The organism is Methylobacterium sp. J-090, from assembly GCF_022829345.1.
Lineage (GTDB): Bacteria > Pseudomonadota > Alphaproteobacteria > Rhizobiales > Beijerinckiaceae > Methylobacterium.
In genome coordinates this window covers 30,713-44,374 of sequence record NZ_JAKSXV010000037.1, presented here as the reverse complement: position 1 = coordinate 44,374, position 13,662 = coordinate 30,713, and the positions used below count along the sequence as shown (strand labels likewise).

The 13,662-nt window shown below is 71.4% G+C and carries 10 protein-coding genes and 1 pseudogene; 9 read left to right on the top strand and 2 right to left on the bottom strand.

Annotation, left to right across the window (positions count from 1 at the left end):
* The 7 genes and pseudogenes from MKK49_RS06525 to MKK49_RS06495 form a co-directional block, all read left to right on the top strand.
* Window positions 1-606 (top strand): annotated as a pseudogene (locus MKK49_RS06525) (sugar transporter); the annotation flags it as partial.
* A gap of 223 nt (window positions 607-829) precedes the next feature.
* Window positions 830-1,912, top strand: coding sequence for a branched-chain amino acid ABC transporter substrate-binding protein (locus MKK49_RS06520; protein WP_244027237.1), 1,083 nt, complete (start codon window positions 830-832; stop codon window positions 1,910-1,912).
* Between the two features lie 127 nt (window positions 1,913-2,039).
* On the top strand, window positions 2,040-3,149 hold the full coding sequence (locus MKK49_RS06515; RefSeq protein ID WP_244027234.1) for a TRAP transporter substrate-binding protein: 1,110 nt from the start codon (window positions 2,040-2,042) through the stop codon (window positions 3,147-3,149).
* Window positions 3,150-3,568: 419 nt separating this feature from the next.
* Complete coding sequence (locus MKK49_RS06510; protein WP_244027233.1) at window positions 3,569-4,966, top strand: deoxyribodipyrimidine photo-lyase; 1,398 nt, start codon at window positions 3,569-3,571, stop codon at window positions 4,964-4,966.
* A 70-nt stretch (window positions 4,967-5,036) separates the two neighbouring features.
* Window positions 5,037-6,359, top strand: a complete 1,323-nt coding sequence (locus MKK49_RS06505; protein ID WP_244027232.1) for a chloride channel protein — start codon at window positions 5,037-5,039, stop codon at window positions 6,357-6,359.
* Window positions 6,360-6,461: 102 nt separating this feature from the next.
* Window positions 6,462-6,641, top strand: a complete 180-nt coding sequence (locus tag MKK49_RS06500; RefSeq protein ID WP_091974905.1) for a DUF1328 domain-containing protein — start codon at window positions 6,462-6,464, stop codon at window positions 6,639-6,641.
* Between the two features lie 4 nt (window positions 6,642-6,645).
* Window positions 6,646-7,530 carry an SDR family NAD(P)-dependent oxidoreductase gene (locus tag MKK49_RS06495; RefSeq protein ID WP_244027231.1) on the top strand — a complete coding sequence of 295 codons (885 nt, stop codon included), beginning with the start codon at window positions 6,646-6,648 and terminating at the stop codon, window positions 7,528-7,530.
* Window positions 7,531-7,821: 291 nt separating this feature from the next.
* On the opposite strand, the gene MKK49_RS06490 is transcribed toward MKK49_RS06495, so the two are convergent.
* On the bottom strand, window positions 7,822-9,492 hold the full coding sequence (locus tag MKK49_RS06490) for a lysine--tRNA ligase (RefSeq protein ID WP_409565025.1): 1,671 nt from the start codon (window positions 9,490-9,492) through the stop codon (window positions 7,822-7,824).
* 195 nt (window positions 9,493-9,687) lie between these two features.
* Here MKK49_RS06490 and MKK49_RS06485 point away from each other — a divergent pair, with 195 nt between their 5' ends.
* Window positions 9,688-10,845 (top strand): MFS transporter, encoded by a 1,158-nt coding sequence (locus tag MKK49_RS06485; protein WP_244027229.1) that lies wholly within the window; start codon window positions 9,688-9,690, stop codon window positions 10,843-10,845.
* Here the strand turns inward: MKK49_RS06485 and MKK49_RS06480 are convergent.
* Window positions 10,832-11,761 (bottom strand): transporter substrate-binding domain-containing protein, encoded by a 930-nt coding sequence (locus MKK49_RS06480; protein ID WP_409565024.1) that lies wholly within the window; start codon window positions 11,759-11,761, stop codon window positions 10,832-10,834. The two genes, MKK49_RS06485 and MKK49_RS06480, sit on opposite strands and share 14 nt — an antisense overlap.
* 44 nt (window positions 11,762-11,805) lie before the next feature.
* Between MKK49_RS06480 and MKK49_RS06475 the strand changes: the two genes are divergently transcribed.
* Window positions 11,806-13,659 carry a glycosyltransferase family 2 protein gene (locus MKK49_RS06475; RefSeq protein WP_244027228.1) on the top strand — a complete coding sequence of 618 codons (1,854 nt, stop codon included), beginning with the start codon at window positions 11,806-11,808 and terminating at the stop codon, window positions 13,657-13,659.
* Window positions 13,660-13,662 lie beyond the last annotated feature (3 nt).

Here is a 13,662-nt window from a genome sequence, read left to right as displayed (position 1 = left end):
CGCGTGCCCCTGTCCGGCAAGGGCGACCGCCTCCTCGACGTCGTCGCCACCGCCGGCGGCGTGAAGGCGCCCGTCAACGAGACCTTCGTCCGGCTCTCGCGCGGCAACCTCACCGCCACGGTGCCGCTCACCACCATCGTCTCCAACCCGCGCGAAAACATCTTCCTTCGGCCGAGCGACGTGCTGACGCTGGTGCGCGATCCCCAGACCTTCCTGGCGGTGGGCGCGCTCGGCAATTCCACCGAGATCCCGTTCCAGGCCGAGGGCATCACGCTTGCCCAGGCGCTGGCCAAGGCGCGCGGCCTCTCCGACTTCCAGGCCGACCCCGCCGGCACCTTCATCTTCCGGTTCGAGCCGGCGGCCGTGGTGCGCCGCCTCAAGCCCGGCAGCCCGCTGCTCGGCACGCCGCTGGTGCCCGTGGTCTACCGGATCAACATGCGCGACCCCAACAGCCTGTTCCTCACCCAGGCCTTCCGCATGCGCAACCGCGACCTCGTCTACGTCTCCAACGCCCCCTTCACCGAGGTCCAGAAGGTGCTGTCGGTCTTCTCCACCGTCACCGCGCCCGTCTCGGCGGGGGCCTCCCTCTACGCCACGGCGCGCTGAGCGACGGCGCCCCCGCCGATCGCCGTCCGGCGATCGGCTCTTGCGTTCTCGTGCGGCATCCCGCACGGGTCGGTCGGTCCGGGGACCAAGTGCCCCGCGTTGTCTTCGAAAGATCCGCTGAAACCTTCCTGAGGTCGAACGAGGCGTGAGACGGGGCGAGACGAGGTTCAGACGCGCGACCCGGCGCCTCGGGCTCAACGGGCGGTCGACGGCCCGCCTTCTCCTGCCGGGCCTTCTGAGCCTCGTGCCGGTCGGGTTCGGTGCCGCGCGCGCGGACGTCGTCATCGGCGTCGCCGTGCCGCGCTCGGGCGCCTACGTCGGCGTGGGCGAGCAGGTCCTGCGCGGCGTCCAGGCGGCGGCCCGCGACGCCAACGCCAAGGGGGGGCTCGACGGCCAGTCCATCGTCCTCGACGTGCAGGACGACGCCTGCGATTCCAACAAGGCCGTGGCGGTGGCCAACCACTACGCCGCGCAGGGCGTGCGCCTCGTGGTCGGGCATGTCTGCTCCAACGCCTCGCTGGCGGCCTCGGAAGTCTACGCTGCCAACGGCACCCTGATGATCACGGCGGCGTCCGTGGCCGCCAAGCTCACCGATCGCGGCCTGCCGACGATCTTTCGCGTGTGCGGACGCGACGACGACCAGGCCAAGCTCTCGGCGACGGTGCTGGCCGAGCGCTTCCGCGAGAAGCGGATCGCCATCCTCAACGACCTGACGCCGGGCTCGCGCAACCTCGCCGCCGCGACGAAGGAGAACCTCAACCGCATCGGCATCAACGAGGCGGTGGCCACCGCCTTCGCGGCGGGCGACGCCGACGACGCGGCGCTCGCCGACCGACTCAAGGAGGCCGGCATCGCGGTGGCGTATTACGGTGGCGACGCCCGCGAGATGGGGCGCCTCGTGCGGATCTCCGCCGAGCGGGGCTTCAAGCCGCAATGGTTCGGCACCTCGGCCATCGCCACCCAGGAATTCGCCACCATCGCGGGGCCGGCGAGCAACGGCGTGCTGATGACCTTCTACCTCGATCCGCGCCGCAAGCCCGAGGCGGCGGCCGTGGTCGCGGCCTTCAAGGCCGAGGGCGTCGAGCCCGAGGGCTCCACGGTCTACGGCTACGCCGCCCTCCAGGCCCTGGTGGCGGCGGGCAACTTCGCCCACAGCCAGGATTCCAAGCGCCTCGCCGCGACGCTGCACGCCGAGCGCTTCGACCTCGTGCTCGGCTCCGTCGGCTTCGACGCCAAGGGCGACGTCACGGCCCAGGGCTATGTCCTGTACGTCTGGAACGACGGCACCTTCAGCTACGCTAAATAGGGCCGCAGCGACGCCGAATAGGGCCGCCCGGGATCGTTTCGGGCGCGTCCTCGTTCGTGAACCGACGGCCGGACGGGCCGCCCGCGCCGATCCCATGGCGCGTGGATCGACATCGAAGCGAGGCGTCATGGCCCAATCTCTCCCGCGACGTGCCCTCCCGCGACGTGCCCTCCTGGCCGCCGGCCTCGGCGGTGCGGCGGCCGTCGCCGCCCCTGCCCTCGCCCAGAATGCGCCGGAGCTGCGCTGGCGCCTCGCCTGCGCCTACCCCAAGACCCTCGACATCCTGTTCGGCGGCGCCGAGACCCTGGCCCGCCTCGTGGCCGAGGCCACGGACGGGCGCTTCCAGATCGGCGTGCAGGCGCCGGGCGAGCCGGTGCCGGGGAGCGGCGTCCTCGACGCGGTGGCCGCCCGCACCGTCGAGATGGGCTACGCCTCGGCGACCCAGGGCATGGCCAGGGACCCCAGCTTCGCGCTCGCCGCCGCCGTGCCGTTCGGCCTCAACGCCCGGGGCCAGAGCGCGTGGTGGCTCGACGGCGGGGCCGCCGACCTGTTCGGCGAGATCTTTTCCCGCAACGGCCTCGTGGCGCTGCCCGCCGGCAACACCGGCGCGCAGATGGGCGGCTGGTTCCGCAAGGAGGTGAAGACGGTCGCCGATCTCCAGGGGCTCAAGCTGCGCATCGCCGGCCTCGGCGGTCAGGTCCTGGCCAAGCTCGGCGCCGTGCCGCAGGCGACCCCCGGCCCCGAGATCTACGCGGGCTTCGAGGCCCGGACCCTGGACGCCGCCGAATGGATCGGCCCCTATGACGACGAGAAGCTCGGCCTCCAGAAGGTCGCGCCGATCTATCACTATCCGGGCTTCTGGGAGGGCGGGGCGCTCCAGCACGTCTGGTTCAACGCCGAGGCGTGGAAGGCCCTGCCCAAGACCTACCAGGCGATCCTGCGGGCCTCCGCCGCCCAGGTCCACGCTGAGGTCCAGGCCCGCTACGACGCGCGCAACCCGAAGGCGCTCCGCCGTCTTGTCGCCGCCGGGGCGCAGTTGCGCCCGTTCCCCCAGGACGTGATGGAGGCGGCCCTGAAGGCCGCGACGGACGTCTACAACGAGATCGCGGCCAAGAATCCCGACTTCAAGCGGATCTACGAGGCGATGCGGACCTTCCGGAACGAGGAATACCTCTGGTTCCAGGTCGCCGAGTACACCTACGACAACTTCATGATCCGCGCCCGCGCCCGGGGCTGACGGGTTCGAAACAGAAAAAAGGCCGCTCCGAAGAGCGGCCCGAAGTCTAGGGAGGAAACGCCCAAGAAGGGCAGCGGGAGCGCGACGCCATCGCGTTCCCGCAATGCACAATCTGATCCTCCCACACGGAATTGCAAGGTCATTGGGGCAGCACCCCTGTCGCTTTTCGTGCCGGTGCGCACATTCGGACGATTCTGTATCCAAAATGACGCAGGCGCTTTCGGCTGCTCGAAGCCGGTCCCGATGCGTTCGCGGACCCGGGTGAGATGCGCGCAAAGCCTTGCGGGAGAACGATTTTCGGACGCCTGCCCGGAGACATCCCCGGATGTCCGCCGGAACGGATCTGCGGCCATCCATCACCGCCCGCGCGCGGAGCGACGCCCTACTTTTTCAGCACCACAGGAAAGCGACGGCCACCGATGGCGATACAGGCGGGACGAATCAGGGTCCTCAACGACGTGGCGCCGAACGAAGGGGGGACCTACGTCCTCTACCTGCTCCAGCAGGCGAATCGCGCGCATTTCAACCCGGCCCTGGAATACGCCGTCACGGAGGCCAACCGCCTCGGCGTGCCGGTCCTCGCCTGCTTCGGCCTCCTCGACGGGGCCAACGGCTTTCCCGAGGCCAATGCCCGGCACTACGCCTTCCTGCTCCAGGGCCTGGCCGACGTGAAGCGCGGCCTCGACAAGCGCGGGATCGGCTTCTGCCTGCGCAAGGCATCCCCGGCCGACATCGCCATCGATCTCGCCCGCGACGCCGCCCTCCTCGTCCTCGACCGGGGCTACCTCGCCATCCAGAAGCGCTGGTACGGGGAGATCGGGAAAACGGTGGAGACCCGCATCGTCCAGGTGGAAGGCGATGTCGTCGTCCCCGTCGAGGTGGCCTCGGGGAAGCACGAATACGCCGCCCGCACCCTGCGCCCGAAGCTCAACCGCCTGTTCGACAGCTACATCGTGGGCCTGTCCGAGCGCACGGTGAAGCACAGGGCCGGGCGCGGCCTGCCGGAACCTGAGATCGACATCTCCGATCCGGACGCGGTGCTCGCCGGCATGACCCTCGACCGGGACGTGCCCCCGGTGAGGCGCTTCACGGGGGGCGAGACGGAAGCGCGGCGGCGTCTCGCGGCCTACCTCGCCGGTCCGTTCGCCACCTACGGGACCGAGCGCAACAGGCCCGAGGCGGGGGCGGCCTCGCACATGAGCCCCTACCTGCATTTCGGACAGATCTCGCCCGTGGAGATCGCGCTCGCGGTGCGCGCCGCCGGGACCGGCGGGGACGAGGACAAGACCGCCTATCTCGAGGAACTCATCGTCCGGCGCGAGCTCGCCATGAACCACGTCCACTACACGAAAGGCTACGATTCCTACGCGGACGCCGTGCCCGAATGGGCGCGCAAGACCCTCGCCGAGCACGCCGACGATCCCCGGCCCCACACCTACACCGAGCGCCAGCTCGCCGAGGGCAAGACCCACGACACCTATTGGAATGCCGCCCAGGCCGAGATGCGCGAGACCGGCTACATGCACAACCACCTGCGCATGTACTGGGGCAAGAAGATCCTCGACTGGTCGCCCTCGCCCGAGGAGGGCTTCGCGCGCACCCTGCGCCTCAACAACCGCTATTTCCTCGACGGGCGCGACGCCAACTCGTTCACCAACGTCGCCTGGGTCTACGGCCTGCACGACCGCCCCTGGGCCCGGCGCAAGGTGTTCGGCACCGTGCGCTACCAGAGCGAGAACTCCTTGAGGAAATTCGACGCCAAGGCCTACCTGAAGACCGTCGCGAACCTGTGCGCGGCCGAAACGAAGGAAGGGTGACGACGCGCGGCCCGGCACCGGGTATGCGCCTTGCGTGAGACGCCGTCAGCGCCGTCGCCGGAACCCGATCATGCAGCCCCGCCTCCGCGACCGCCCCGCCATCCAGCGCCTGCGTGGCGGGGCGGCCGACGCCTTCGCCCTCTGGCGGCGGCGGCTCATGTTTCTTCTGGGCGGCATCGGGGTCGGCCTCGCCGCGGTGGGGATGGCCAAGCTCGCCGATGCGGCGCAGGAGGGGTTTCGCGCGGCCCTGTCCCTGTCGCCCTGGGTGGCCCTCGCGGTGACGCCCCTGGGCTTCGGCCTGTGCACCCACCTCGCCCGCACGGTGTTCCCGAATTCGCAAGGGTCGGGCATTCCCCAGGTGATCGCGGCGCGCCACACCGCGAACGTGTCCCTGCGCCGGGCCCTGGTCTCCCTGCGCACGGCCGCCGGCAAGATCGTGGTGATGGCGCTCGGTCTCCTGTTCGGTGCTTCCACGGGGCGCGAGGGGCCGACCGTCCAGGTCGGCGCGGCGATCATGGCCGCCGTCGGCCACCTGACCCCGCACCGCCAGCCCGGCCTCATCCTCGCCGGAGGGGCCGCCGGTGTCGCCGCCGCCTTCAACACGCCGATCGCCGGGATCGTCTTCGGCATCGAGGAGCTCGGGCGCGCCTACGAGGCCCGGACCGGCGGCCTCATCGTGGCGGCCATCGTGGCGGCGGGCCTGACCGCCCTGGCGATCACCGGAAACTACACCTACTTCGGCACGTCGGGCACGACCCTGCCGTTCGGCCCCGGCTGGCTCGCCGTGCCGGTGCTGGGCGCCCTCGGCGGACTGGCGGGCGGCCTGTTCGCCCGCATCGTCATCCTGTTCGCGCGCGGGCTGCCCGGACGCCCCGGCGCGATCATCGCGCGCCGGCCCGTCGCCTTCGCGGTGGCCTGCGGCCTCGGCGTCGCCCTGTGCGGCCTCGCCTCGGGCGGCGCCGTCTACGGCACCGGCTACGAGGAGGCCCGCGCCCTCCTGCACGGGACGGGTGGAGGGACCCCCGACTTCGCGCCCCTGAAGTTCCTCGCGACCCTGTTCTCGGCCGTCAGCGGCATTCCGGGCGGCCTGTTCGCCCCCTCCCTCAGCGTCGGCGCCGGGCTCGGGGCCGCAATCCAGGGCCTGTTTCCGGGGGTGCCCGTGGCCGCCCTCGTCCTCGTCGGCATGGTCGCCTATCTCACCGGCGCCCTCCAGGCGCCCATCACCGCCTTCGTCATCGTCACCGAGATGACCCAGGACCACGCCCTGATGATTCCCCTGATGGTCGCTGCCCTCATCAGTGACGCCGTCTCGAAATCCGTGTGCCGGGAAGGGCTTTATCACGCCCTGGCGGAGATCCTGCTGGCGCGGGCAGAACGCCGCCCGACGCCCTGACCCTCCGGAAAATCGGCGCGCGGGACACGATCCGCGAGCTTGGCGGGAACGGAAGCGTGGCCGCGGGGTTATCGCTCGATTCCGCGTGCTGGAGTGCTGCGCATGACCCTGTTGAAATGGGCCCTCATCTGTTTCGTGATCTCCCTCATCGCGGGTGGTCTCGGCTTCACCGGCATCGCCTCGGGCGCCGGTTCCCTCGCCCGCATCCTGTTCGGCCTGTTCCTCGTGGTGGCGATCGTCATCGTGGTGGTGGCCTTCGCCGTCGGGCAGGCGGTGTTCTGACGCCATGACGTCCGAAGCCATGACCGAAGGGGTGCCGCGACGGGTCAGGATTGGCCTCGTCACCGGCGCCACCTCCGGCATCGGCTTCGAGACCGCCCTGGGGCTCGCCCGGAAGGGCGCCCGGGTCGGCCTCGTCGGGCGCGACGCCACGCGGACGCGGGCCGCCGCCGAACGCATCCGGGCCGCCGTCCCGGGGGCGCGGATCGATCCCTTCGTCGGGGATCTCGCCGTGCAGGCGGAGGTCCGGCGCCTCGCCGGCGAGGTCCGGGCGCTCTATCCCCGCCTCGACGTGCTGGTGAACAATGCCGGCGCCATCTTCGACACGCATCGGCTAACCGCGGACGGGATCGAGCGCACCTGGGCCCTCGATCACCTCGCCTACGTGCTCCTGAGCCTCGAACTCCTCGACCTGCTGAAGGCGAGCGCGCCCTCGCGCATCGTCAACGTCGCCTCTGCGGCGCACACCCGCGGGCGCATCGCGCTCGACGATATCGGCCACGCCCGCCGTTTCTCCGCCATGACGGTCTATTCTCAGGCCAAGCTCGGCAACGTGCTGTTCACGGGAGCCCTCGCCCGCCGGCTGGCCGGCACAGGCGTGACGGTGAACGCCCTGCATCCCGGGGTCATCGCGAGTGGATTCGCCGCCGGCACCGGGGGCTGGTTCGGCCTCGGCTGGCGCCTGATCAGGCCGTTCATGACATCGCCGGTCGAGGGCGCGGCCACCTCGATCCACGTGGCCAGCGCGCCGGAACTGGACGGGGTGACGGGGCTCTACTTCACCCGCTCGCGGCCGGTGGCGACCTCACGCCGGGCCGCCGACCGCGCGCTGCAGGAGCGGGTCTGGGACCTGAGCCTCGACCAGCTCGGCCTGCCACCGACGGCAGGGTGATCCCGCACCGGCGTGACCCTGGAACCGTTTCAATGCGTTTCACGCATGCCCCCTCCCCCATTCGGGGCATTGTCGGGTGCAGTGCAAAATGGCATTTCATTCTCATGCACCGCAGCGATGGCGTCGCCGCGGTGTGCCCTTCTTGGGCGTTTCCTCCCTAGACTTCGGGCCGCTCCCTCACCGGGGCGGCCTTTTTTCGTCTTCGGTGAGGCAGGCTTCTAGCTCTCCGCCCCGGCAACGACAAGCACAATGATGCGCCGATCGGCCGGGGTGTGGGTTTTTGTTGCCGTCTCAGGCCGCCGGGGAGACGAAAGCGCCCGAAAGAGCCTCTGCGATGAGCGCCCGGGTCTCGGCCACGCCGTAGAGGGCGACGAACGAGCCGAAGCGGGGGCCGCGCGCCTCGCCGAACAGCACGTTGTAGATCGTGGTGAACCACGCCTGCGACACGCCGGGGCGCCCGTCCGGGCTCTTGGCCTTGCCCGAGAGGTCGGGGAAGTGCCGGCGCCCGACCTCGTAGACGACGGCCTGAAGCCCCTCCGGATCGGTCGAGCCCTCGTGCGCCGCCAGGGTCTCGGACAGGTCGGCCAGCGCCGCCGCTTCCGCCTCCGTCGCCACCCGGTAGGTCTTCTGCGGCCGCACCACTTCGCGATAATAGGCCAGCGCATGGCCGACGAGCCGGGCCAGCACCGGATGGGTCTGCGGCCCCACGGCCGGATCGTAGCGGCGGATGAAGCCCCACAGCACGGCGGGGTCCTCGGTGTTGGCCACCGCCGCGAGGTTGAGGAGCATGGCGAAGTTCAGGGCGCCGCCCTTGCCCACGGCCTCGGCCGCCGGCGGCTGGCCTGCGTGCAGGTGCCAGACCGGGTTGCCGAGCTGCTGGGCCGGCGCCTGGCCGGGATACTTTTCGAGGAAGCCCAAGTAATCGTCGACCTGGCGCGGGATCATCTCCACGAACAGGCGCTTGGCCTCGCGGGGCTTGTTGTACATGAATAGCGCGAGGCTGTCGGTGGTGCCGTAGACGAGCCAGTCGTCGATGGACAGGCCGTTGCCCTTCGACTTCGAGATCTTGCGGCCTTCCTTGTCGAGGAAGAGCTCGTAGTTGAACCCCTCCGGTGGCTCGGCCCCGAGCGCGCGGGCGATCTCGCCCGAGAGCTTCACGGAATCGATGAGGTCCTTGCCCGCCATCTCGTAATCGATGCCGAGCGCCACCCAGCGCATGGCCCAGTCGGGCTTCCATTGCAGCTTGGCGTGGCCGCCCGTGACCGGGGTCTCGTAGGCCTCCCCCGTCTTCGGGTCGCGCCACACCAGGGTGCCGGCCGAGACCCGCACCTCGTCGATGGCGACCTGCATCACTTCGCCGGTGACCGGGTGGATCGGCAGGAACGGCGAGTAGCTCGCCGAGCGCTCGGCGCGCAGGGACGGCAGCATGATCGCCATGACGGCGTCGTAGCGCTCCAGCACCGTCAGCAGGGCCGTGTCGAACAGGCCGGCCTTGTAGCATTCGGTGGCCGAGCGGAACTCGTAGTCGAAGCCGAAGGCGTCGAGGAAGCGGCGCAGCTCCGCGTTGTTGTGCGCGCCGAAGCTCTCATGTGTGCCGAACGGGTCCGGCACCCGGGTCAGGGGCTGGTTCAGCGCGCGGATCAGCATCTCCTTGTTCGGCACGTTGTCCGGCACCTTGCGCAGGCCGTCCATGTCGTCCGAGAACGCGATGAGCCGCGTCGGTACGCTGTCCTTCGTCAGCACCCGGAAGGCGTGGCGGACCATGGAGGTGCGCGCCACCTCGCCAAAGGTCCCGATATGCGGCAGCCCCGAGGGGCCGTAGCCGGTCTCGAACAGCACCTCGCTCTTGGGGCTCCGCTCCAGCCGCGCCACCAGCTTGCGCGCCTCCTCGAACGGCCACGCCGTGGCGGAGGCGGCGGCCTCGATGAGGGCGGGGTCGAGGACGAGCGGGGCGGACGACATCGGGGCGGGCGACAGGGAGGCGGACGACATGGGCACAGGGTCAGTTCTGGCAAGGTTTTGGGGAAGGCCGGCACCCTAGGCAGCGCGTTCCGGAGGGTCAACGCATGGAACGACCGGACCCGGCTTCACACGTTCGCCGCGTCGCCCTGCGAGGATCATGCGACGGCATCGTCCGATCCTGTCCGAAAAGGCCCCATGACCACGATCGTCGCCCTCGACACCCAAGCCGGCGTCAACGCCGAAATCCGCTCCACACGCCTGCTGTTCCTCATCGTCGGCTTCGGTGTCGCCGCCTGGGCGCCCCTGGTGCCGTTCGTGGCGGCGCGGGCCGGCCTCGACGCCGCGGCGCTGGGCGGGCTGCTGCTCTGCCTCGGCATCGGGTCCCTCGTGGCGATGCCCGTGGCCGGCGTCCTGGCGGGGCGCTGGGGTGCCCGCACCGTCCTCGCCGCTTGCGTCGCCACCGTCTGCGCGGCCCTCGCTATCCTGTCCACGTCCGGGACCGTCCCGGTCCTGGCGCTGGCGCTGCTCGGGCTCGGGGCGGGGCTCGGCGGCCTCGATTGCCTCATGAACCTCCAGGCCGTGGCCGTGGAACGCCGGTCGGGACGGCCGATGATGTCGGGCTTCCACGGCCTGTACAGCCTCGGCTGCATCGGGGGCGCCGCCGGTGTCGCCGCGCTGCTCGGTCTCGGCCTGACGCCCGCCCTGGCGACCCTGGCGGTCGTGGCCGGCATCCTGGCGGCGTTCGTGGGCGCCCTGCCCGGTCTCCTGTCCGTCGAACCGGGGGGCGGCCCGGCCTTCGCGGTTCCGAGGGGGCCGGTCCTCGGGATCGGCCTGCTGTGCTTCGTGGTGTTTCTCACCGAGGGCGCGGCCCTCGATTGGAGCGCGGTGTTCCTCGTGCGGGAGCGCGGGTTCGATCTCGCCCAGGCCGGGCTCGGCTACGCGGCGTTCTCCCTCACCATGACCGTGGGGCGGCTCACGGGCGACGCCCTCGTGCGCCGGATCGGCCGGGCCCGCATCGTCGTGTTCGGCGGCCTGACGGCGGCGGCGGGCCTCTGCGTCGTCACCCTCGTGCCGGGGTGGCCCGCCGCCCTCCTCGGTTACGCCCTGGTGGGCGCGGGCTGCGCCAACATCGTGCCGGTGCTGTTCACGATGGCCGCCCGCCAGGGCGCGATGCCCGAGCGCCTCGCGATCCCCGCCGTCACGACCCTGGGCTATGCGGGCGTGCTCACGGGGCCGGCGGCCATCGGCTTTCTCGCCCATGCCACGGGCTTGACCACGGCCTTCCTGGTGATCGCGCTCCTGCTGGTGGGCGTCGCCCTCGGCGGGCGCCGGATCGACTTCAGAACGGGCTGACGGGGAAGAACCGCAGGTAGAGTTCGGCGTACTTGCCGTCGTCCCACACCCGCTGGAGCGCGTCGTCGAGGGCGCGGGACAGGGCCACGTCGTCGGGCCGGGTGACGAGGCCGATCCCCTCGCCGAAATAGCGGTTCTCGAGATAGTCGCCGCCGATGAGCGCGCAGCACCGGGCCGATTCGATGCCGCCGACCCAGAGGGCGAGGTTGAGGCCGTCGGCGAAGACGTAGTCGACCTCGCCGCGCCGCAGGGCGCCCTCGGCGGCGGCGAGATCGGTGAAGTCCCGCGCCACCGCCTTGGGGAAGAACGCCGCGCGGTAGGCCGCGTGCGCGCTGCCCGCTACGACGCCGACGCTGCGCCCGGCGAGCGCCGCGGCCGATGGCGCGGGCAGGCCCCTGTCCGTGCGGGCCACGAACCGCCCCGGCCAGCGGAAATACGGCCGCGTCGCCAGGAACCGCGCCCGCAGGGCCGGCGTCAGGGGAATCGCGGCGGCGACCACGTCGCCCTGCTTGTCGGCGAGGGCGTCGAGGAGAGTGTCGAAGCGCCGCGCCTGGACCGTGCAGGTCAGGCCGAGCTTCTCGCAGACGGCGCGAGCGAGCTCGACGGAGAAGCCCGTGGGCGTGCCGTCCGCCCCGGGGAAGTGCAGGGGCGGGAACTCGTCGTCCGTGAGGAAGCGGACCGTGCGGCCCGTCTGGGGCGTGTCCATGCGTTCCTGTCGCGCGCGTGGGTTCCAGAAATTGGGGATCGCGACCCCCTGCCCCGCCGCCGCAGGTGTCTGCGCCAGCGCGGCGCCGCTCCACAGGCCTACCGCCAAGCTCATGGCCAAGCCCAGAGCCGCCGGGAGAATCCGGCGCGGCCTTGACCCGAGGGTTGTATTCGTGGTGCGCTGGTTGTGCATGGAGGTGGTCTGGCTCACGCCGCCTCCCTAGCACGTTCTCGAGCCGCCGGGAGGCGCTCCCGTTGTCGATCCTCGGTTTCCCGTGGGCCTTGCGGGCCGGCGCCCTGCCGCTGCCGCCCGACCTCGCCTTCCTTCTGGGGCACGGCGTCGCTCCGGCCACCCTGGCGCAAGCCGCCGACCGGGCGGGGGCCTGGGGCACCGACGGGGCGAGCGCCCTGCTTGCCACGGGCGGGATCACCGAGGAGGCCTATTACCGGGCGCTGGCGGCGGAACTCGGCACGTCCTTCCTCGCCGGTCCGATTCCCCTGGGGCCGGGTGCGCGCTACCCCGAGAGCGTGATCGCCGGCGTGGCGCCCCTCCGTCCGGGCGCGCCGGCCGCCTATGTGCTGGCGCCGCGCGGAGCCGCCATCGCCGAGCTCCTGCGCGGACGCAGCCCCACGGGGCGGATGCCGGCGCTCACGACCCCGCGCCTCCTGCGCGAGGCGGTCTTCTCCGCCAACCCCGCCGGCATCGCCGCCTGCGCGGCGGATGCCCTTCAGATCCACCGGCCCGACTGGGCCCTGAAAGCCCGGCCCATGGGACCGACGCTGGCCATCGGCGGCCTGATCGCCGGACTTGTCGTGGTCGCCATGGTCGAACTCCCACCCGCCCTGGTCCTCGGCCTGTGGACCCTCGCGCAAGCCGTGCTCCTCGCCATGGTGACCCTGCGGGTCGCCGCGATCAGCGTCGAGGGCGACGGCGCGGCGGCATCCGAGCCCATGAGCGATGCCGATCTGCCGATCTACACGGTGTTCGTCGCCCTGCACCGGGAGGCCGCCGTGGTGCCGCGCCTCGTCGCCGCCCTGTCGGCCCTCGACTACCCGGCGGCCAAGCTCGACATCAAGTTCGTCATCGAGGCCCACGACACCGGGACCCTGGCCGCCCTGGAGGCCGCCACCCTGCCGCCGGGGGCGGAGATCGTGGTGGTGCCGCCCGGCCTGCCGCGCACGAAGCCGCGCGCCCTCAACTGCGCCCTGCCGCTCGCCCGCGGCAGCTGCCTCGTGGTCTACGACGCCGAGGACGTGCCCGATCCAAGTCAATTGCGCAGCGCCGCCGCCTTGTTCGCCCGCAGCGACCCGAACACGGCCTGCCTCCAGGGCCGCCTCGTCATCGACAACCAGCGCGACGGCCCGCTGCCGAAATGCTTCGCCCTCGAGTATGCCGCCCTGTTCGACGTGCTGATTCCGGCGCTCGCCGCCTGGAACGTCCCGATCCCGCTGGGCGGCACCTCGACGCATTTCCGCACCCACATCCTGCGCGCCGTGCACGGATGGGATGCCTGGAACGTCACCGAGGATGCCGATCTCGGCCTGCGCCTCGCGCGGGCGGGCTACCGGGTGGGGGACCTGCCGAGCAACACCTTCGAGGAGGCCCCGGCGCGGGTCGGCGCGTGGCTGCACCAGCGCGCCCGCTGGATGAAGGGCTTCATCCAGACGAGTTTCACCCATGGCCGTCAGCCGGCACGGACCGCGCGTGAACTCGGGGCCCTCGGGACCCTGGCCGCCGTCGCCCTGGTGCCCGGCACCGTCGTCTGCGCCCTCGCCTACCCGTTCCTGATGGGGCACGCGGCCTACCGGTTCCTGTTCGCCGGGGTCGAGCCCCTCGACGGCTTCTGGATCAACCTGCCGAACGGTACGGCGATGACGGTGTTCGTGTCCGGCCTCCTCGCCATGCTGCTGCCGGCGGCTTTGGGCTGCGTGCGCCGGGGCTGGTGGGACCTCCTGCCCTACGTGCCCCTGATGCCCGCCTACTTCCTTCTCGTCAGCCTCGGCGCGTGGCTCGGCCTCATCGAACTCGTCCTCGCCCCCGACCGCTGGAACAAGACCGAGCACGGCCTGTCGCGCAGCTCCCGCAGCGGGGCGCTGAACCGCGCTTGACGA

Coding starts and splice junctions, on each gene's coding strand:
- MKK49_RS06515 (WP_244027234.1), top strand. CDS start 2,040: ATGGCCCAATCTCTCCCGCGACGTGCCCTCCCGCGACGTGCCCTCCTG.
- MKK49_RS06510 (WP_244027233.1), top strand. CDS start 3,569: ATGGCGATACAGGCGGGACGAATCAGGGTCCTCAACGACGTGGCGCCG.
- MKK49_RS06505 (WP_244027232.1), top strand. CDS start 5,037: ATGCAGCCCCGCCTCCGCGACCGCCCCGCCATCCAGCGCCTGCGTGGC.
- MKK49_RS06500 (WP_091974905.1), top strand. CDS start 6,462: ATGACCCTGTTGAAATGGGCCCTCATCTGTTTCGTGATCTCCCTCATC.
- MKK49_RS06495 (WP_244027231.1), top strand. CDS start 6,646: ATGACGTCCGAAGCCATGACCGAAGGGGTGCCGCGACGGGTCAGGATT.
- MKK49_RS06490 (WP_409565025.1), bottom strand. CDS start 9,492: ATGTCGTCCGCCCCGCTCGTCCTCGACCCCGCCCTCATCGAGGCCGCC.
- MKK49_RS06485 (WP_244027229.1), top strand. CDS start 9,688: ATGACCACGATCGTCGCCCTCGACACCCAAGCCGGCGTCAACGCCGAA.